General features: G+C 40.3%; 20 protein-coding genes and 2 tRNA genes. 4 read left to right on the plus strand and 18 right to left on the minus strand.

Going from position 1 to position 21549, the window contains the following annotated elements; genetic code table 11:
- From aroC to yjjG, 3 genes are all read left to right on the plus strand, one after another.
- Entirely contained in the window at positions 1–1101 is a 1101-nt protein-coding gene (aroC, locus tag ABFY09_RS05455; RefSeq protein ID WP_347983287.1) for a chorismate synthase, read from the plus strand.
- Positions 1102–1185: 84 nt separating this feature from the next.
- Positions 1186–1737, plus strand: coding sequence for an inosine/xanthosine triphosphatase (gene yjjX, locus ABFY09_RS05460; RefSeq protein WP_347983288.1), 552 nt, complete (start codon positions 1186–1188; stop codon positions 1735–1737).
- 31 nt (positions 1738–1768) lie between these two features.
- Positions 1769–2449 (plus strand): pyrimidine 5'-nucleotidase, encoded by a 681-nt coding sequence (yjjG, locus tag ABFY09_RS05465; protein ID WP_347983289.1) that lies wholly within the window; start codon positions 1769–1771, stop codon positions 2447–2449.
- Positions 2450–2574: 125 nt separating this feature from the next.
- On the opposite strand, the gene ABFY09_RS05470 is transcribed toward yjjG, so the two are convergent.
- A complete protein-coding gene (locus tag ABFY09_RS05470) occupies positions 2575–3102 on the minus strand; it encodes a hypothetical protein (RefSeq protein WP_347983290.1) in 528 nt (175 codons plus the stop codon).
- Between the two features lie 291 nt (positions 3103–3393).
- Between ABFY09_RS05470 and ABFY09_RS05475 the strand changes: the two genes are divergently transcribed.
- Entirely contained in the window at positions 3394–3786 is a 393-nt protein-coding gene (locus tag ABFY09_RS05475; RefSeq protein WP_347983291.1) for a hypothetical protein, read from the plus strand.
- A gap of 294 nt (positions 3787–4080) precedes the next feature.
- Here ABFY09_RS05475 and satP read toward each other — a convergent pair whose 3' ends face one another.
- From satP to ABFY09_RS05560, 17 genes are all read right to left on the minus strand, one after another.
- Positions 4081–4644 carry an acetate uptake transporter gene (satP, locus tag ABFY09_RS05480; protein ID WP_347983292.1) on the minus strand — a complete coding sequence of 188 codons (564 nt, stop codon included), beginning with the start codon at positions 4642–4644 and terminating at the stop codon, positions 4081–4083.
- Between the two features lie 200 nt (positions 4645–4844).
- On the minus strand, positions 4845–5987 hold the full coding sequence (locus ABFY09_RS05485) for an MFS transporter (RefSeq protein ID WP_347983293.1): 1143 nt from the start codon (positions 5985–5987) through the stop codon (positions 4845–4847).
- 198 nt (positions 5988–6185) lie between these two features.
- Positions 6186–7475: an NAD(P)/FAD-dependent oxidoreductase gene (locus tag ABFY09_RS05490; protein WP_347983294.1), complete on the minus strand. Its 1290-nt coding sequence runs from the start codon at positions 7473–7475 to the stop codon at positions 6186–6188.
- Between the two features lie 90 nt (positions 7476–7565).
- Entirely contained in the window at positions 7566–8015 is a 450-nt protein-coding gene (locus ABFY09_RS05495) for a YaiI/YqxD family protein (RefSeq protein WP_347983295.1), read from the minus strand.
- A 186-nt stretch (positions 8016–8201) separates the two neighbouring features.
- Positions 8202–9851, minus strand: coding sequence for an electron transfer flavoprotein-ubiquinone oxidoreductase (locus ABFY09_RS05500; RefSeq protein WP_347983296.1), 1650 nt, complete (start codon positions 9849–9851; stop codon positions 8202–8204).
- Positions 9852–9900: 49 nt separating this feature from the next.
- The gene (locus ABFY09_RS05505) at positions 9901–11661 is read right to left on the minus strand and encodes an acyl-CoA dehydrogenase (RefSeq protein WP_347983297.1); all 1761 of its coding nucleotides are present in this window, start codon (positions 11659–11661) and stop codon (positions 9901–9903) included.
- Positions 11662–11816: 155 nt separating this feature from the next.
- On the minus strand, positions 11817–12884 hold the full coding sequence (locus tag ABFY09_RS05510) for an AraC family transcriptional regulator (protein ID WP_347983298.1): 1068 nt from the start codon (positions 12882–12884) through the stop codon (positions 11817–11819).
- A gap of 102 nt (positions 12885–12986) precedes the next feature.
- Positions 12987–13352, minus strand: a complete 366-nt coding sequence (locus tag ABFY09_RS05515) for a hypothetical protein (RefSeq protein ID WP_347983299.1) — start codon at positions 13350–13352, stop codon at positions 12987–12989.
- Positions 13353–13413: 61 nt separating this feature from the next.
- A complete protein-coding gene (locus ABFY09_RS05520; RefSeq protein WP_347983300.1) occupies positions 13414–13845 on the minus strand; it encodes a hypothetical protein in 432 nt (143 codons plus the stop codon).
- Between the two features lie 567 nt (positions 13846–14412).
- A complete protein-coding gene (locus ABFY09_RS05525; protein ID WP_347983301.1) occupies positions 14413–16851 on the minus strand; it encodes an ATP-binding protein in 2439 nt (812 codons plus the stop codon).
- 192 nt (positions 16852–17043) lie between these two features.
- Positions 17044–17850, minus strand: coding sequence for a TatD family hydrolase (locus ABFY09_RS05530; RefSeq protein ID WP_347983302.1), 807 nt, complete (start codon positions 17848–17850; stop codon positions 17044–17046).
- Between the two features lie 7 nt (positions 17851–17857).
- Positions 17858–18796 (minus strand): DNA polymerase III subunit delta', encoded by a 939-nt coding sequence (holB, locus tag ABFY09_RS05535; RefSeq protein ID WP_347983303.1) that lies wholly within the window; start codon positions 18794–18796, stop codon positions 17858–17860.
- Positions 18793–19434 (minus strand): dTMP kinase, encoded by a 642-nt coding sequence (gene tmk / locus ABFY09_RS05540; protein ID WP_347983304.1) that lies wholly within the window; start codon positions 19432–19434, stop codon positions 18793–18795. Before tmk ends, holB begins: the two co-directional genes overlap by 4 nt.
- 11 nt (positions 19435–19445) lie before the next feature.
- Positions 19446–20477, minus strand: coding sequence for an endolytic transglycosylase MltG (gene mltG / locus ABFY09_RS05545; protein ID WP_347983305.1), 1032 nt, complete (start codon positions 20475–20477; stop codon positions 19446–19448).
- 13 nt (positions 20478–20490) lie between these two features.
- Complete coding sequence (pabC, locus tag ABFY09_RS05550; RefSeq protein ID WP_347983306.1) at positions 20491–21291, minus strand: aminodeoxychorismate lyase; 801 nt, start codon at positions 21289–21291, stop codon at positions 20491–20493.
- A 70-nt stretch (positions 21292–21361) separates the two neighbouring features.
- Positions 21362–21437, minus strand: a tRNA-Glu gene (locus ABFY09_RS05555).
- Positions 21438–21455: 18 nt separating this feature from the next.
- A tRNA-Gly gene (locus ABFY09_RS05560) sits at positions 21456–21530 on the minus strand.
- Between the last annotated feature and the right edge of the window lie 19 nt (positions 21531–21549).

The following is a 21549-nucleotide window of genomic DNA, read 5'->3' on the forward strand; positions in this document are numbered from 1 at the left end:
ATGTCAGGCAATACATTCGGAACTCTTTTTAAAGTTACTACCTTTGGTGAAAGTCACGGTCTTGCATTAGGAGCCATTATTGATGGTTGTCCTCCTGGCATTGAAATTTCAGAAGCCGATCTACAAAAAGACTTGGACCTTCGTAAACCGGGTACATCTAAACACACCACGCAACGCCGTGAGCCTGATGAAGTTAAAATTCTTTCTGGTGTTTTTGAAGGTAAAACAACAGGTACACCAATTGGTCTGTTAATTGAAAACACAGATCAGCGTTCAAAAGATTATGGCAATATTGCTGAAACCTTCCGTCCAGCGCACGCCGATTACACTTACGATCAAAAGTACGGTTTCCGTGATTACCGTGGTGGCGGTCGTTCATCAGCAAGAGAAACCGCAATGCGGGTAGCTGCTGGCGCCATTGCTAAGAAGTATTTAAAGCAACAATTTGGTATTGAAATACAAGGTTTTTTGTCTCAGCTTGGACCAATTAAATTGGAAGTCAAAGACCTCAGCCAAGTTTATAACAATAGTTTTTTCAGCCCAGACCCAGATGCAATACCTGCTTTAGAAGAATACATGACAAACCTACGTCGCCAGCAAGACTCCGTTGGTGCAAAAATCACCGTCATAGCTAAAAACATTATGCCAGGGCTGGGTGAGCCGGTTTTTAATCGTTTAGATGCGGATATTGCGAAAGCAATGATGAGTATCAACGCAGTAAAAGGCGTTGAAATTGGCGACGGTTTTGATGTTATAGAACAGAAAGGCAGCGAACATCGTGATGAAATGACACCGGAAGGCTTTTTAAGTAATCATGCAGGTGGCATTTTGGGGGGTATTTCATCAGGCCAAGATATCATTGTAAACATGGCTCTCAAGCCGACCTCAAGCATTACAATCCCTGGTAAAAGTATCAACCGTAATGGTGAACAAATTGAAGTGATAACAAAAGGTCGTCATGATCCTTGTGTTGGTATTCGTGCAACACCTATTGCTGAAGCGATGTTAGCCATTACCTTGATTGATCATTTAATGAGACACAGAGCGCAAAACGCAGATGTCACTTGCTCAACGCCTATAATTAAAGGGCAAATTGATTAAAATTCGATACTTGAAAAAAAAGCCGCATTTGTTTTTAATGCGGCTTTTTTATTCACTATATAAACCGTTTGTTGAAGGCTTATTATGATCACGGACACCACCCATATTATTGTTGGCTCACAAAATCCAGTGAAAATAAACGCGGCCAAACAGGCGTTCAATACTGTTTTTAAGGACTCAATCATTGAATGTGTCGGTCAAGCAGCGCCATCAGGAGTACGAGAACAACCTTTAACGGAAGCTGAAACAAGATTAGGTGCGCAGAACCGCGCATTATATTGTCATAGCAATCATACTTCAGAATTTAATAATGCTTTCTTCGTAGCAATGGAAGGCGGTGTAGATAAATTCGAGGAGGGCGCAGCAACCTTCGCTTATGTGGCTATTGTAGATTCAAAAGGTAAACTTTTTACTGGTCGTTCAGCCAACCTTCCTCTTCCGAATAATATTTATCAACGTCTGCTAAAGGGAGAAGAGCTAGGTCCTATCATGGATGAGCTATTCCATACCTCAAATATTCGGCAGAAATCTGGCGCTATTGGATTGCTTACAAATAATGCCGCAACAAGAGAAAGTATTTACACTCAAGCTCTTATTCTGGCTTTAGCACCGATTTTACATCCAACACACTTTTAACTTATTCAACACATGATAAAGAGATGATCATATGACATATCAATGGGTTCTATTTGACGCTGACGAGACGTTATTTCACTTTGATAATTTCTCCGGTCTACAAGCCATGTTTTTGAAATACGACATCACATTCACACAAGCCGATTTCGAAAGTTACCAAAGCATAAATAAGCCATTATGGGTAAAATATCAAAACCAAGAAATAACAGCAGACGAACTTCAAACGCAACGCTTTGAAAGCTGGAGTCAAAAACTTGGCATTAATGCCAATACACTGAACAATGAATTCTTAGATTCCATGGCTGAGATATGTCAGCCGTTAACAGGCGCATTGGAGCTTGTTCAATATCTAGACAGCCAGAATATTAAAATGGGAATCATCACCAATGGTTTTGCGAAACTGCAACACATACGTTTAGAGCGAACGAATTTTAAACCGTATTTTTCATTGTTGATTGTTTCTGAATTAGTGGGTGTTGCCAAACCTCATAAAGATATTTTCCAATACACTCATGAACAAATGGGATCGCCAGAAAAATCACATGTACTAATGGTTGGCGACACCTTAGAGTCGGACATTCTAGGCGGCAATGATTTTGGCTTTGATACTTGCTGGTTGAATGCGCATAACAAAAAACACGATGAAACAATCCAACCAAATCTAGAAGTAAGCTCTCTAAGTGATTTGTTGACGCATTTTAAAAACCTATGAACAGTTGAGAAAGCCTAGGTGGGCTAGAGATGAATATATTGTCTTGATATTTCCGATAAATGTTATTATCGGAAATAGTGAGTAGTTGTATATTACGTTGTCTGATTACGTGCTTATCTCATGTATCACCTTGTTAGACCATGTTTTAAAAAAGAAATAGACGCAGGCATTTCCTCTAAAAAGTCTGCTGAATCGCACCATGGATAAGATTGCTTATTTAACCAAGAAAAGATTTCTGAACTTTCGTTTTCATCAAGCGCAATCATTTTCTCAATTGTTATGGTTAGTTGACTTACTAACTCATTATTAAAAGTCCATTTGTAGTCACCATAACCAACTCGAATGTTTTCCTTTTCACTGTCTCTCATGACTACGACCCACTTACATAAAGTCTGCTGATCGTTAGATACTACGGAGTCGGTTATACAAAATGTATAAATATCTTCATATGTTCGGTTAAAGTTCCTGACTAAAACATTTGTAATAGAATCTAAGCCAACTGTCTCAGAAGGAAATGCTATTTCATCAGTTTTAACTTCCATAGTTAAGCTTGCCAAATCTTCAAAGACACTCCCCATTAAATACGGCTTATTATTATCTTTCGAGCGGATGTATAAATTAATAGCATCTTTATGTTTTTTTGATAAATTCATATTTTAGTCTCCATTTTTCATAATAATTGAATAAATAATGATCAGGGTTGAATCCTATTTTCTCATAATTACAACGCCATTATTCATGGATAATTCTTTAATTTTACTCTGAGCCAAATTATTTCTAATGCCTGCCCTATTAAATAACTAAATATCTACTTCATGACCTCTACCTTTTGAATCAAAGCACTATTTTGGACGATTTTTTTGCTTTAATTCAAAGTAATATACGAGGTTCGTGAAATTAAAGCCTTATCAGCTTCATAAAAAGTCTACAAAAAACAACCTGTAATGTATTATTTTGTAGACCAATTCATAAGATTATATGAAATACTTGAGCAGACACAAAAAGGAAGCGTAAACATCACAGCATGGTTGGAATGGTTTCTTATCACGCTAAACGAAACCTTTAATGACGTGATAAGAGAAATAGATCAGACCATTTTTAAATCAAACTACTGGCAAAAAATCGACCAAACAAAGCTAACATCGGAGCAAGTAAAAGTCTTGAATCGTATGCTTGATGGGGACTTTGAACAGGGTATTAACACGACTCAATACCATAAGGTTGCCAAAGTCAGTAAGCCGACAGCAACGCGCCACTTGGCGACTTTAGTTGAGCAAGGCTGCTTAGTCAGATCTGAATCAGGTGGACGTAGTACGCGGTATTTGCTCGTTCAGTAAAATTTTCATCACTTTGTACGCTGACATTACCATTGGCCACCAAGCGACAGCCCTCCGCGGTTTGTGTCACAGAATCTGAGCTTTTGGCTTTGACTTTAAAGGTGCCTGTCCTGTGAAATACAAGTAAGTAATCGCCACCATTACAATAAGCATCATCAAAAATATTGAGGCCGGACTTCGAAAGCCAAGTCAAACACTATTACAGGTAGGTTATTTCTAAAAATATTTGAATAAAGCCCGCGTAAGCAGGCTTTTTAAGAGAAGAGTTTTCAAAAAAACAATTACCTGATTAAATTACTTCAGTTCACCTATAGGTAATACTGTACGGCCATATTGTTCATTAAGCACTTCCGCCATCGCCAAATAGATAGCCGATGCACCGCATATGATTCCTTCCCAACCCGCAAGGTGGCCGATCCATTCTATGCCGGTGAAATCATGTATTGCTAACAACGCAAAAAGCACGACTAAACTTCCAAAAATAAACTGTAAAGCTCGGTTTATCTTTAATGTTGCAGCAAACATAAACGCCGTAAATACTCCCCACAGAAGTAAAAAACACCCCATAAAACCAGCAGGTGTGGGATCTGCCCAACCTAGTTTAGGTAATACCCAGATAGCGACTAATGTTAACCAAAAGAATCCATAAGAAATAAACGCCGTTGTACCAAATGTGTTCCCTTTACGGAATTCAAATAAACCAGCGATTATTTGAGCAATGCCACCATAAAAAATACCCATCGCCATAATCATCGCACTTAATGGGAAGAAACCCGCATTATGAATATTGAGAAGTAACGTTGTCATGCCAAACCCCATTAATCCTAATGGCCCAGGGTTTGCGTAATGATTTGCCATACTATTTTTTTCCTAAACAATAAAAATGAGCAGGCATTTTATCAGAAATAAAAGAAAGCTGATCAACATCATGTCATGAAAAATATTGTTTGAATAATTGTAATAATTGGGATCAGAGTTGGATTAAATCGAACTTTCTATGTACTTAAAATACCATTATTTCCGTTTAAACTGTAGCAGGTTCACTTTGACCCCAATTATTATTTTTCACTATTAAAGAAAACCATCAGTAAAGCGAAAAAGGATAACAAAGCAGCGAACATTGGCAGCCATTCATAGCCAAAACCAATACTAATGACTAAGCCACCTACCGCAGCGCCAACAGCATTACCTAAGTTAAATGCACCTATATTAATAGATGACGCTAGTCCAGGTGCCTTTTCTGCGATCTTCATTACTTGCATTTGTAATGGCGGCCCACTTCCAAAAATTACCGTACCCCATAGTAAAGTGGTAATCCCTGCTCCGATTACCGACGTAGCCGAAAAACGGAACATCAGCAGTACAAGGATTTGTAAGCCAAGAAAAACCAATAAAGCCATATTTGGGGATTTATCTGTGATTTTACCGCTTATGTAATTACCTAGTGTGAACCCGATCCCTGTCAACATTAACATTGAGGCAACGGCATTATCTGAAGCCTGAGCCAAAGTCTGCATAATTGGTGTGATATAGGTATATAGAGTGAACATTGAGCTTGCACACATTACTGTTGTCGCAAATGCTCTTAATGCAGCCGGTTGCATAATGGCATTTAACTCACTTCTCACATCCACTTTTTCTGCTGGAGGCATGGTTGGCAAACTGCGGCTAATACCAAGTATCGCAACTAAACCTAAAACCGCTGTGATAGCAAAAGCTACACGCCAATCAAATGTTTGACCTAACCATGTGGTAATAGGAACACCCACAATATTGGCAATGGTTAATCCCAAAAAGATAGATGCAACTGCAGAACCTTTCTTGTGATACGGTGCTAAATTCATCGCAACAACCGCACCAATGCCGAAAAAAGCACCATGAGCAAGACTGGTAATGACTCTTGAGAATAATAGCGTTTCATAGTTGATCGCTAAAGCAGACAAAACATTACCTAATACGAAAACAGACATAAGCGCTAGCAATGCCGTTTTGTGGCTGTATCTGCTTAAAAATAAAGTCACTAAAGGTGCACCAAACATGACTCCAATTGCGTAAGCACTGATTAATAAACCCGCGGTTGGAATCGACGCGCCAACACCATCAGCAATAACAGGAAGTAAGCCCATTGGCATAAACTCGGTTGTGCCGATACCAAAAGTACCAAGGGCAATGGCAAATACTCCCCACTGATAAGCAAGCATAACTACTCCGATATAATAAAAAAGGAAAGACCATTTTGTATTGAGGTTAAAGTCGAGTAAGCATAAGTAAACTTCGACCTAATTTTGATGACGGTATTTTACAGCAGTTGAGAATGAATTACTTCTAAAAGGCCACTAAAGCAGATGGAAACGAGAAAGCCAAGATAGAAATCTTGGCTTTTAATGAGGTAGCAAAAATTAATGCAATTTCAATTTCGGCTTAACGACTTTCCCTATCTTCTGTGCCGCCATAATGACTGTCGCTTTAAACCAACCATGAATAGCGATGAGGTGAAGCCGATACAGGGATACATAAACAAAACGAGCAATGCGCCCTTCAATAAACATTGACCCCCCTGCTAGATTGCCCATTAAATTCCCTACTGTGCTGTAACGACTTAAATTTACCAAAGAGCCATAATCTTTATAGGTATAGTCCTTTAATGGTTCACCTAAAAATGAAGCTTTAATATTACCAAATACAATTGATGCCATTTGGTGTGCAGATTGTGCTCGTGGAGGTACAAAAGAGCCATCTGCTTGCTGACAAGAGCAACAATCACCTATCACATAGACATTATCAAATGTCGTCGTTTGCAAGGTGTTCCTTACTGTAATTTGATTCGTTCTTGTTGTTTCAACGCCTTTTATTTTGGCAACAAAATCTGGTGCTTTTACACCTGCGGCCCAAATAGTTAAATTCGCTTCGATTGTTGTATCTTCTGCCGTATAAAAACCACCATCAAAGGCTTCGACAACTCTGGTTTCTTCACTAACATTAACGCCTAAGCGTGTGAGTTCTTGCTTAGCCAAAGATGCAATATGTGCTGGTAGTGCAGGCAAAATTCTTGACCCTGCTTCAATAAGTTGAACTTCTATACGCTTCCCAGACATTTCAGGCATACCATAAGCTTTTAACATATCAGCAACATGGAATAATTCAGCAGAAAGCTCAACACCGGTGGCACCACCACCAACAATTGCTAGTTTCAGCTTGCCTTCCACACCTTCTTGATGAATGCGTAAAAATTGATTTAGAAGTGCTTGTTGAAAACGCTCTGCTTGTCGGTGTGAATCTAAAAAATAACAGTGTTCAGCGACACCTTTGGTACCAAAATCATTGCTAACACTACCGACAGCCATTACCAATGTGTCATAAGGTAATGTACGCTCGGGCAAAACTTCATGCCCTTTTTCATCATCTAGAGAAGCTAACGTTAAAGTTTGTGATTCAGGATCCACATCAATCAGTGTACCTAATTGGAATTGATAGTGGTGTTTAGCTGCATGCGCACGATAATTCAAACCATCGTTATTAATATCCAGCGATCCAGTCGCCACTTCATGTAATAATGGTTTCCATATATGAGTATGACTACGATCAATCAAAATCACTTCAGCTTGCTTCTTTTTACCAAACGTATTACCTAACTTGGTTACTAATTCCAAGCCGCCTGCACCGCCGCCTACTACTACGATTTTTTTCATATGAACTCACCTAATAAACGTTGAATAATCTGGAAAATATTCATAAAACACTTTCCAGATAGATCGACGTAAAAAACGGAAAACCAAAACTTACTTGATTCTTTGTGCTAATAGTTTATCTAATGTATTCGCAAATGCCATTCGATCCTGCTGACTGAAAGATGAAGGCCCACCCATTTGCACACCTGACGAACGCATCTGCTCCATAAAATCTCGCATTCCAAGACGCTGCTTAATATTTTCTTTGGTATAAAGCTCTCCACGGGGGTTAATAGCTAAAGCGCCCTTTTCAATGACATCGGAGGCCAAAGGAATATCAGCAGTGACTACCAAATCAGTAGAATTAATATTATCGACAATATAGTCGTCTGCCACATCAAACCCTGAACTTACAACTCTACGTTCAATCCATTTAGAAGGCGGGATGGAAATCGCTTGGTTAGCAACAAGAATACATTGAATTTGCGTACGTTCGGCTGCGCGAAAAAGAATGGTTTTTATCACATTAGGACAGGCGTCAGCATCAACCCATAGGCGCATAGTGTTCCCCTTTTTGGTAGGGCATCATTATTAATCAGGCTAATTTTGAAATCCAGTGATGAATGTGAACAAAGAGGTCACATGCACGTGACCTCTTTGCTTTAGATGCTATTTTTAATCATTCCTATCTATCTTTAGCTTCTGGAAGGAATCGCTAAAATACAAGAGTAAACGCATTAAGTTATATTACATATTTGGATAGTTTGGCCCGCCAGAACCCTCCGGTGTTACCCAAGTAATATTTTGCGCGGGGTCTTTTATGTCGCAGGTTTTACAGTGAATACAATTCTGAGAATTTATCTGGAAAATTGATCCACCTTCGGACCGAACAACCTCATAAACTCCTGCTGGGCAATATCGTTGAGCGGGCTCATTAAATTTCACCAAGTTACTTTGAATCGGAATGTTTGCATCCTTCAATTGTAAATGACAAGGCTGATCTTCTTCATGGTTTGTATTGGATAAAAACACAGAAGATAATTTATCAAAGCTTAACAAACCATCTGGCTTTTTATACTCTGGCGCCTTATGTGTTTCAGCCGACTCCATACAAGCATAATCAGGTTTCATATCATTAAAGGTAAATGGTAAGTGACCAGAGAAAAGGTTTTGATCTAGCCAGTTATAGGCTCCTCCCCAGAATGTCCCAAATTTATGCATCACAGGGACAAAGTTGCGAGCTTGCTCTAGCTCTTCACCTAACCAAGAATTGCGTAAAACTTCATCGAAATGAGCTAATTCTGCTGGTGGCGTTTTTATCTGCAGCGCATCAAAAACGGTTTCTGCTGCCAGCATGCCACTTTTCATTGCCGTGTGCGTTCCTTTGATTTTCGCAGGATTTAACGTCCCTGCATCACACCCAATAATTAAACCGCCAGGGAAGCTCATTTTAGGTAAAGACGACCAACCACCTTTGGCAATAGCTCGAGCGCCATAAGATACACGTTTCGCGCCCTTTAAGTGCTGAGAAATGAGGGGATGGTGCTTATAACGTTGAAACTCGTCATATGGGCTAAGGTGTGGGTTCTTGTAATTCAAATCAACAATTAAACCGACAACCACTTGATTATTTTCTAAATGGTATAAAAAACCACCACCGCCGGCTTCTTTGTCCAATGGCCAACCAGCCGTATGAATTACAGTGCCTGGTTTGCTTTCAGACTCAGGCACGTCCCAAAGCTCTTTGATTCCAAGCCCATAATGCTGTGGTGCTTTATTCTTATCCAATTCAAAGCGAGCAATCAGCTCTTTACCAAGATGACCTCGGCAGCCTTCTGAAAAAATGGTGTATTTTGCTTTCAAAAGCATTCCCGGCATGAAACCGTCTTTTTGCGAACCCTCTTCTGTAAGTCCCATATCACCAGTAATGACCCCTTCAACATTGCCTTCTTCATCATAAGCGAGGTGCGCCGCAGAAAAACCGGGGAAGACTTCAACGCCTAATTCTTCAGCCTGTTCAGCTAGCCAACGGGAAAGGTTTCCAAGACTAATTATGTAATTCCCATCGTTTTGTAACGTTTTCGGAATCATCCAATTGTTTAACTGTTTAGAGCCAGACTCTGAGTTTAACCAATACAATTCATCAAGATTAACCGCTGTATGCAAAGGCGCTCCCATTGCTTCCCAATCAGGGAACAACTCAGCAAGGGCTTTTTTATCAACTACAGCACCAGATAGAATGTGAGCACCAATCTCTGAACCTTTCTCAACAAGACAAACACTAATTTCTTTCTCTTCGGCTTTTGCTCTTTGCATAATTCGGCAAGCAGTCGACAACCCTGCTGGGCCACCACCAACGATCACAACATCAAATTCCATCACTTCTCTGTCTGTCATACTGCCTCCTAAAAAACGGCATTATTATTTTTATAATGTATTGTGCTATTTATCTGTTAAAACTGTTTTCATCTAAGTTGTCTATAGATGACTGACCGCGCTCAATGGAGTCAAAATGCACACCAGTTCTAGGTAAAATATGATCACAGTAGAATGAAACAGAATGCTCCCAAGACTTTTTCTGAGTGCCATCTAATTGGCTTTCTTCTTGTTTGCTAAGCTCTACAGCACGTAGTTGCAACCAAGCACCGATTAAATACCCCATTAACATCATGTAAGAGTAAGCCAAGCCAGTACCTAACACTGGATTCTTCTTCATAGAGGATAAGCAATATTCGGTGGCACGCTTTGCTTGACGCAATGCCGCTTTAACTTTATCTGCATGAACACTGGTTGACTCTTTTAATTCTGTCTCTATTTCGTCAAGCAAAGAGGCCATGGCCTTACCTTTATCTGAATGCAGCTTTCTACTTATCAGGTCGATCGCCTGTATACCGTTGGTTCCTTCATAAATAGGCAGAATTCGCGCATCACGGGCATGCTGTGCAACACCTGTTTCTTCAATAAACCCCATACCACCATGAACTTGAATAGCTAATGAGGTTACTTCTTGAGCTTGCTCAGTGAGCCAACCTTTTACGATAGGAGTATACAGAGCGGTTCTTTCAATAGAGTTTTGCTTCTGCTCACCTGTCGCAAAATGAGATAAATCGTTTTCGACTGCAGCGACATAAGTTAATGAACGCATCGCATCAATTTGTGACTTCATTGTCATTAACATACGAAGAACATCTGGATGCTCAATAATCGCTGCTTTTCCTGATTTATCTGCTTTCATGCCTTGTTTACGCTCTTTCGCATAAGACAATGCTTGCTGATAAGCGCGCTCTGCAATCGCCAAGCCTTGTAAACCCACCCCTTGGCGCGCATTGTTCATCATGGTAAACATGGCTTTAATTCCTTCGTTCTCTTGACCAACAAGGTAACCAACAGCACCCTCTTTTTCACCAAAGCTCATAACGCAAGTTGGTGAGGCATGAATCCCCATTTTATGCTCAACGGAAACCACTTGAACATCATTTCGTTGAGCGAGTTCATTGTTATTGTCTAAGATAAATTTAGGGACAATAAAAAGAGAAATGCCTTTTACACCTGCAGGTGCATTAGGTAATCTTGCCAAAACCAAATGAATGATATTGTCACTCATTTGATGGTCACCCCAAGTGATGAATATCTTTTGTCCTTTTATACGATACACATCACCATCCTGAGTCGCTTTACTCGCAATTGCTGCCAAATCTGAACCAGCAGCAGGTTCTGTAAGGTTCATGGTTCCAGCCCACTCACCTGCTAACATTTTAGGTAAGTATTGATTTTTTAATTCATCGTTAGCATGAAGGCTGATTGCTTCAATTGCCCCCAAGCTCAATAAAGGGCAAAGCGAGAAAGCAAGGTTAGCCGCTTGAACGCCTTCATTAACCGCTGTAGCAATACAAGAAGGGAGACCTTGCCCGCCGTATTGAGGATCACCAGAAAGACTAATCCAACCACCTTCTGAATAGGCTTTAAAGGCTTCTTTAAAACCTTTAGCCTCGTAGACTTCTCCTGATTCAACTCGTGAACCTTCTTGGTCTCCACTACGATTAATAGGCGCAATTACCTGTTCAGCAAGTTTCCCTGCTTCACCAAGGATGGCTTCCAAAAGATCTGAATCAATTGCGTCTTCTAAATAAGGAGAGAGTCGCTGAATGTTAGCCACTGAAGACAAGCTAAATAAAATGTCATTTGTAGGGTATAGGTATTCGCTCATTTTTTATTCTCCGGTTAATTATCCGAGCGGATGTATACCTATAGAATGAAAAAATAAAATGTATCTCTCAATAACAATTCAGGCCTATATTTCTGACAAAAACATTCAAGGCCAGATTGTTGGAGATAAAATGTGAGGGGATTAACACTTCAAAGCTATGACTGCTTTATGGATTTGCCAAATTTTAAATACTCTTCGCTTTTACGGTATTCACCTGGCGTCATCCCCGTCCACTTCTTAAAAGAACGGAAAAATGCACTTGGCTCATCAAAACCCATTAAGGCAGCAATATCATTAATACTGAGTCTAGGTGCGTTCATATAAGTAATCGCAGCCTCTTTACGGCACTCGTCTTTGATATGTTGATAAGATGTATCTTCATCATTCAAACGCCGACGTAAGGTTGATACGCTCATATTCAGAGCACTGGCAACTTCATCAGCGCTTGGCATTTCTCTTGAGAAGTCTTTCCCTAACATGGCCATTACTTGTGATTTAAGACTGTTGTCATTTTCAACCATGACCATCAATTGATAAGGGGCTGTTTTTAAAAAGCCTCTTAGACTGTCTTCTGTTTGCACAATGGGCATATCCAGATAGCTAGCAGGAAAAACCAACGCGTTCGCATGTTGGTTAAACTTCACTTCTGACTGAAATAAGGTTTTGTAGTATTCCACATCATCTGGTCTTTCACTAGTGAAGTAGGCTGCCTTCAGACTTAATCTACGCCCAATAAGCCAACAGATAAAATGATGCCACATCGAAAGCGTGGTTCGAATTTGTTCTTTTGATTCTGCAGTAACTAAAGAGTTTACGTCTCCCACTGATGCATCAATCGGAGCAAACGTCACCAGAGCAAATCGTCCTTTTTTAATCAATACTGGCTTAACGGTTGGACCCCGGCAGATTTCATAAAAGTCACTGCAACGATATAAAGCATGAGAAAGGCTCTTAGCGTGAATAATGCAAAGGCACATCATTCTAAATGTCCCATTCGGTACTTTGCCACCACTTAGCATACCAAAGGACTCATCTTGCATTAGCCACATGATTTTTTGGTAAAGCATGCCATATCGATAAGCTGAGAATGAATCGTTTTGCTCTATTTCATCTTGTGTTATTTCCAGACTATCAAGTACAGCTTGGCGATCTAAGCCTTGATCTTCAACAGCCTTAAGCAGATAACGAACACTCGACATAGGAACAGATGCTTTCACAGTCATTACCTTATATAACGTAATCGATTAATCTTGAATAATAGGTACTTTTTTAACATAAAAAAAGGCCACATATATATGCAGCCTTTTCGATAATTTATTATTTACTTAGATTTCTTCACTGAAAGCAGATAGTAATTCATTAACAGACAACTCTTCAGTATCAGGGTTGATGCCGTTTGACTGTTTGATTGCTTCAGCTTCTTTCTTTGCCTTCTCTTCTTTTTCATCCACTGGTTTCACAAAAACAAATCGACGTGGGCGAGCTGCTGGAGCCGCTTCTTCTTTTGCAGGAAGCAAGCCTAGTCTTTCAAGCTTTTTATGAGCTTGTTCTTTACGTTCTTTCGCTTTTTTGGTTGCGAAACGACGAGTGGCAGAAGCTTTTCGAGCTTTATTCTGCTCCTTCATCATTTCTTTTGAACCAGTTTTACCAAGTTTTCCGCGCATACTGCGCGATTTTTTAGCACGAGCCATATTATCCTCTCTTTATCGCGCGCATTGTAACAGCGAATTCAAGCTAGGTCATCTAACGGTGTTAGCAATCTTCTTTAAACGCTCGATGGCCAATGTTTCTTTGTTCGCCAATTTTTCCAAATAGCTTTCTTACTTCCGCGGAATCATTAGAAGCCAAAGCCACTTCCAAGTTATTAAATACTTCAATCGTGTCATCTAACACTTTTTTGTACTCAGCCGTTTTTTCTTCAAGCTCAGCGCCTTCAAGGTGGTCACTGCTAAATTGATGTGGAATCACATCATGAGACTTTTCAAGGTATCCAACAATGTGATCGATTCTACCTACCGCTTCATCATTGTTCCCTGCTTTCACATCTGAAGACAAGAGTTTTAATTCATCTTTAATACCAATCATATAGCCATGCAAATCTGTATGACCACATACGCCATGAGCAAAAACACTTGATGGTAATGCCAGAGACAGGGTCATTGCGGCAAAGAAAGCTTTATTCATAGAACGCTCCATATAAAAAATACAAATAAGATGGCTTATTTATCTGGAAAATTATTACCTAAAGTAGCACGATATAGAAAATATACACTTTATACTGGCATTATTAGTTACTTTCCAGCATGACGCTTTTTATGACACCATCAAGATTATTGTGTTTCATGTACCCTTCGACTTTCTTAAGATAAAATAATTCAATGGCTGATCACAGGAGTTTAGTATTTTAAGTTCTAAATGTATTTTAATTTTCGTAACATGCCTAGGATTTGCTAACTTCGCATTCGCAGAATGCGCTGACTTTGATGCAAAACAGGCGTCCGATAAAAGCGCTCAAAGCTACGTAGGTGGCAAGACGTTTCGAAGTGCATTGATACTAAAAAAACATTTGCCAAGCAAACGCAAGGAAGTGGCGAGCTATGTATACGTGAAATCAAGTGATTTGTATTACACGGTCTACTCTTTAGTTAACTCAGACTGCGAAGCTCAAGTAATCAAAAGAACCAATGGCAAACATTGATAAATGCCACAGGTTCTCTGATGGGGTTGCATTAACGAATGAAGACGTAACGCTTATTTCTTAGTTTGTTTCGACTTTGCCTCTGCTTCAGAATCATCTTCTTCAGACTCTTCCTCTTCTTCACCTAAATTGGCAATTTCCTCTAAACGCTCAATCACTTTTGCAGACAAGCTTCCTTCTGGGTATTCTCCCTCATCATTGGCCACTCCTGGTTCAATACCAGTCAATAAATGCAATGCTTCATCCGCTGTTGAAATCGCATAAACATGAAACTGCCCCGCTTTGACCGCGTCGATGATTTCATCGTTTAGCATTAAATTATTAGCATTTGATTTAGGAATAATAACACCCTGATTTCCAGTTAGTCCTCGTGCATTACACACATTAAAGAAACCTTCTATTTTTTCGTTCACACCACCAATCGCTTGGACTTCACCGTATTGGTTTAATGAACCAGTGATAGCAAGATCTTGGCGTAATGGAACTTGTATCAAAGCGGAAAGCAAGCAGCAAAGTTCCGCAGTAGATGCACTATCGCCATCAACATAACCATAACTTTGTTCCATCGCGATGGAAGCTGAGATGTCTAAAGGAAAACGCTGAGCGTATTTATTCCCCAAATAACCGGACAAGATCAAAACACCTTTAGAGTGAATGTTTTGCCCTAGATTCGATTCTCGTTCGATATCTATGATGCCTTTGCCACCAGGGTAAACCGTTGTTGAAATACGAGCAGGCGCACCAAAACTGCTGTCACCGATTTGCATTACGGTTAAACCATTAATTTTGCCTACGGCATAACCATCGCTTTCTAATAGAACGGTTCCTTCAATGATCTCTTCGATGATTTTCTCGCTGACTCGACCAGTGCGATGCTTCTTGGCTTTCAAAGCACGGTTAATATGCGTCGAGGTGATTTCAGTATCCTTGGCCATTTGACGAACAAAATCCGCTTCGCCTAGTAACTCAAATACATCTCCAATCTTTGCTGCCATTTCTCGTTGGTGCTCGGCTAGACGGCTACTGTATTCAATCAACGCGGCAACACCGTCCCGAGAGACATTGGCATACTCTTCTTTATCAACACGGTCTTTCATCAAGCGAGCAAAAGATAATTCAGATTCTTTAGAGCGCTTTAGCGTGTCGTCAAAATCCACTAGAACACGAAACATCTCTTGAAAGTCTGGATCTGCATCCTGTAGCAAATAATAAATATCACGCGCACCAATCAAGACAACTTTCACCTGTAGAGGCAAGTCTTGTGGTGACAATGTCATGGTATTCATTAAGCCCATGTCAGCGTATGGGTGCTCAATTTTTAATGTCTTACTCTTGAGTGCACGTTTAAGTGCTTCCCATAGATAGTGATCTGTTAGAAGCTTCTCTGCATCCAAAATCAAATAACCGCCATTGGCTGCATGCAGACTTCCAGATCGAATCAAGCGATAGCTGGTAATCAGCATACCTTGGTCACTGCTGTGCTCTACTTGACCAAAGAGGTTTCGATAAGTTGGGTGAGGTTCATAAATAACTGGCTGTCCGCCGTCCGTCTCGTGACGCATGGCGATATTCGGTAAATATAAATCTTCATAAAACTGACGGCGACCAATTTCATCACGATTTTCCGAAGCTTTATCATCAGCCATCTGATCAATGATCGTTTTGTCTAAATCTGCTCTAAGTTCTGTAAGATAAGCGGTGGTTTCTGCATCGTCTTTGTACTTTTCAAATAAAGCAGAGGTTAACGGATCCAATGCTTCTTTGACCGTGTCTAAATTAAGCTGACGAATTTGCTCATAAGTCGCACGTTTCCACTGTGGTAGACCTAATAGTTCTTCGTTAAGCAAGCCTTCAAGAGTTGAAACACCTTCTTGAAAGGCATCTCGCTCTTCATCTGTTAAAGCCGCAAATTCATTCTCTTCCAGTGCTTTGCCATCTTTCATTGGCGCAAAGCTAACAGAGGAAGCATCACGGAACATTGCCACACCAATTTTCCCTGATATTCTTTCAACCTTGTTGATAGCCGCTTCGTATTGGTCGTTGAATGCTCTATCAATTACACTTTTTTGTTGCTGATACGAAGCGTTTTCAAAAGCGGCTGGAAAAGTCGCCATTAGGCCATCAATTAAGGTGCGAATTTCTTGTTCAAAAACACTGGCAAGGCCCGGTGCAAACTCAATGGCTTTAGGGCGATGGCTTTCTGTAAAATTATTAACGTAAGCCCATTCATTGGGTGCTGGGCGACGCTTTGCTTCACTTTTCAAATAATTGAGTACATAAGAAGAGCGACCGGTTCCTGAGTCACCCATAGCAAAAATGTTATAACCAGGGCGCTGCATCGCCACTCCAAACTGTATTGCTTCTACAGCGCGTTCTTGGCCTAAAATACCGCTTAGCGGTTCAATGTCGTTTAAGGTTTTAAAAGGCAAATGGTCATTCGGAACTTTGGCAGAAAGAGCTTGGTATGGAAGAGAGGTAACCATGTTTGACATCAATAAGTTTCCTTTTATTTTAGACAAGCCATAGACAATACAAAGCGGCCTGCGAAAGGAGAGGTTTCTCCCTTCAATATTATTTAATAAATACAATATGTTGAGACTAACACTCCTATCGCATTTCGCCTATGCTGGAAATGCGATTCCTCAAACATTATTGATTAGGCTATTTAATAGAGTTCCTACCGATTATGCCTGAATTTTCAATTGATTCTCTGGTAGCGCTCTTTTGAAAACCCGCTGGAAGTTCTCTGCTGTCACTTCCAATAAAGCCTCATAACGGATTCCTTTTAAATCCGCGACGTATTGCGCCACTTCTGAAACGTACTTAGGTTCGTTTTTCTTACCACGATAAGGCACTGGAGCCAGATAAGGTGAATCGGTTTCAACGATAAGTGATTCTAATGGGAGCTTTCTGACTGTTTCTTTTAGGTCTTCTGCGGTTTTAAAGGTCACTATGCCAGAGATAGAAATAAGGTAATTTTCATCTAACGCTGCTTTGGCCATATCATAATCTTCAGTGAAACAATGTAGCACCCCAGCAGTTTTACGATTGCCATATTGCTTAATTAAATCCAATGTATCCTGTTTCGCGTTGCGCGTATGGACAATTACAGGAAGATCTAATTCTCCTGCCAACTTCAAATGATGCATGAAGCTGACTTTTTGAGCATCATGAGCCTCTTCAGACGTTTCATAGAAGTAATCAAGACCTGTTTCTCCAATAGCAATCACCTTGCTGTCTTGAGCGTATTTTCTTAGAACCGAGTCGTTAGTAATCAAACCTTCTGTTTGTAAAGGATGCACACCACAACTTGCATAAACCCCATCGCGCTTTGTGAAGCTAAGGATAGTATCCATTTTTTCTAAATCGACAGAAATACTTAATAATTGTCTAACGCCTTTCTCGTAAGCAGCATCAATCGCGGCATTAAGGTCGTTGTTATAAGGTGTCAAATCAAGCATATCAAGATGACAGTGAGTGTCGATTAGCATAGTTGTTCTACCATTGATTTAATTCGTGTGTAAGTTGCATTATGGGGTTCAAATTTGTTTTTTGAAGGTCTGACTTCAACTTTTGCAATGCTTGATAGCGCCTCATTAGACCTTGAATTCCAAGTCTCGCTATCAGTATCGAATAAATTGGAGATAGAGATTCGTCAAGTTTCATTCCTGTCGAATGGCAAATACATTGGTGCACAATTGCCGACAAGCCATTGCAATAGTCTTCAAAATTTTTACTGTCTAGCCCCTTTAGGACATCATTAATTGAAGTGGTGTTTTCAAACATGTTTTGCAGTTGTTCAAGCAAGTTACTATAAAGTTTTACTTTTCCTTGCTGTTGAATAGTCAAAAGCCTGTAGGGTTGTGTTGTCAGCCAGAATAATTTGCTAGCCTCTTCACCATCTGCTTGAGACATGAGCCACTGTTTCACCTCTGTCAAACTAGGTGTTGGCACATTAACCAATAAACATCGGCTTCTAATAGTCGGTAAAAGGCTCGTAGAGTGAGAGCTAGTCAAAATAAAGTAAGTACCGGCAGAAGGCTCTTCCAATGCTTTTAATACCGCATTCGCCGCGTTGATATTCATGGCTTGAGCATGAGTAATCAATATAACTTTGCTCTTTCCAATCTGAGGTTTTTGGCTGATTTGAGTGACCAATTGACGAACTTGATCCACTTTGATGATGCCAGCTTCACCGTCCAATATACGAAAGTCAGGGTGTGTATCCGCCGCCATCAATTGACAAGAGTGACAATAACCACAAGCATTACCTTGGTCACTTTCACACATTAAATCTTTTACAATCTCTTGCGCGAGTTGCTCTTGCCCTACACCATCAGCACCCGTAACCAATAAAGCATGTGACAGAGTCTTGGACTTTTTAAGCACTTGCACTTGTTGTAAGCAAGGCTTTAACCAATGTGGTAAGTCTGTCATTTATTTCCACCTGACCACATTGTTTGCAATGCAACTAATTGGGTTTCAATTTGCGCCTGTACCGCTTCTAAAGGAAGGCTTGCATCAATAATTTTGACTCGCTCTGGCTCAATTTTCGCACGTTCTAAAAAACCATCACGAACTTTTTGGTGAAAATCCGCAGACTCTTTGTCTAAGCGGTCCTGATGCTTACGTTGCTGAACACGCTCTTGCCCCTGCTCCACAGAAATATCCAGCAACAATGTAGCATCAGGCTTATTCTCTCCAACCACCCATTCAGATAATTGGTCCAGTACGCTTGTATCACCGCCACGAGCTTTACCTTGATATACATAGCTAGAATCTAAAAAACGATCACTGATGACCCAAATACCCCTATCTAAAGCTGGGCAAATCTTTTCTGCCAAATGCTGGGCTCTTGCAGCAAAAACCAATAAAAGTTCAGTCATGTCATCCACGCTTTCCTCTCGTGGACTTAAGATAAGCTGACGAATATCTTCTGCTAAAGGCGTACCACCAGGTTCACGAGTCATTAAATAGGGAATGTCTTGCACTTCAAGCCATTCTTTAATGTATTGGATAGCCGTCGTTTTACCGCTACCTTCCCCACCTTCTAATGAAATAAATTTGCCTCTCATTTGTAACACCTCTATTTCACTGCTTTTGGAGTAGAACGATAGTCTTCACGACGTTTAAACTGATATTTTCTAACGGCACGATTATGCTCTTGAAGCGTATTAGAGAAGGCATGTGTGCCGTCTCCTTTAGCAACAAAGTATAAGGCTTTGGTAGCTTCGGGGTTTAAGGCTGCTGCAATGGCTTCACGACCCACATTGGCAATCGGCGTTGGCGGTAAACCATAAACACGATATGTATTATAAGGCGATGAATCTTGTAAGCCTTTGCGTGTTAAATTGCCCGAAAAAGCATCCCCCAAGCCATAAATTACCGTTGGATCTGTTTGTAAGCGCATGCCCTTTTCCAAGCGACTGATGAATACTTGAGCGATCAAACTGCGCTCTTCAGGCACACCTGTTTCTTTTTCAATGATTGAAGCCATAATCAAAGCCTCATAAGCATTTTTATAAGGTAAATTTTCTGCTTTTTGCTCCCATAACTCATCGAGTGTTGAACGCAACAAAGCATGAGAATGTTTCAATATACTGACATCCGTATCACCTTTATGATAGCGGTAAGTATTGGCAAAGAACTGCCCTTCTGGATGAGGTACGTTTAAACCGACTTTTTCTGCAATCTCTTCATGTGATAAACCAAGCAACGTCATTTTAATATTGCCTTTGGCTTCCATGGCGCCAAGAAATTCTTGAGTATTTTTGCCTTCTAAAAGCGTGATCGAATAGAAAATAGACTTACCAGAATCAAACAAAGCCATAACATCAAGCAAGTTCATTTCAGGCGCAATAGCATATTGCCCAACCTTTGGAGTCCATTCAGGATGCAATTTAGAGACGATACGAGTTAAAAAAGGATACTCAATCAACTCGCTAGCATTCAATTTATAGCCTAATTGATAGAAAGTATCCCCCGCTTTTACTTCAAACGATTTTATGGATGTTTCACCAATAGGAGTGGTTACAGAGGAATAAAAAAAGCCCGCCGCGACAGCAGCGAAAGTGATGAAAAGAAAGACAACACGATAAAACCATTTAATGAACTTCATGCCCATCCTTAGCTTACATTAAAGCTTGTAATTTTCGGGTATCTATTCCAATTGGAAAAGATTTTCCCGCGATATGAGTGACCGGCATAATACCCATTAAACTGTTGGTGATGAACACTTCGTCGGCGTTTAGTAAATCAGAAAGTGGAAATTGACCAATTTGAATTAGATATTGTTCTTGGTTTTCAATGAGGTATTTTCGAAAAGTACCTTGAACACCTGATGTTGAAAGCGATGGAGTGTACAGAACACCCTGTTTTAGCCAGAATACATTACTCTGAATACATTCAACGACTTCATCGTTATTGTTTAGCATGATGGCTTCAAAATCACTTTTCATTAAAAGCTGTTTTGCCAGGACATTTTCTAAACGGTTCAAATGCTTAATTCCAGCTAAAAAACGATTTTCACTGACAGGAACAGGTGAAACAGACAAGCTAACGCCTTTTTGCCGCTGGATTTTATAGTCTGGCGCTGGAAGGATACCGATAATGACACTATGAAGACAATTCTCAGGAGGTAAATAACCTCTTCCCCCTTCACCTCGCGTCACCATAATTTTGACAACGGAGTCACTTTTAATCAAAGGCAGGATATTAGAGTACAAGAAAGTGCAGAGATTTTGTTTTTGATTTTCCGAGAAAGGCATTCCAAGCTTTGTTAAACCACGATAAAGGCGAGATAGGTGATCGTCTATATGCAATAAAGATCTTGATGTTGCGGAGATAGTTTCAAAAACACCGTCTCCATAAGCTAAACCACGATCAGCAACCGAAAGTGAGGTATCAGACTTGTAATTGACAAACCAAATCATGGCTAAAAACTCAAAAAAACAGGTTAACTATGATAGCGTAAAAAAAGACATGCTTGAAACAAAAAGAAGATGGCGTCCCATAGGGGGTTCGAACCCCTGTTACCGCCGTGAAAGGGCGGTGTCCTAGACCTCTAGACGAATGGGACGTATTTAAAATACGGAAATGGAGCGGGAAACGAGGCTCGAACTCGCGACCCCAACCTTGGCAAGGTTGTGCTCTACCACTGAGCTATTCCCGCATATCATGTTGCCCTACTC

It is taken from the genome of Marinomonas sp. 5E14-1 (assembly GCF_039939215.1).
Classification (GTDB): Bacteria; Pseudomonadota; Gammaproteobacteria; order Pseudomonadales; family Marinomonadaceae; genus Marinomonas.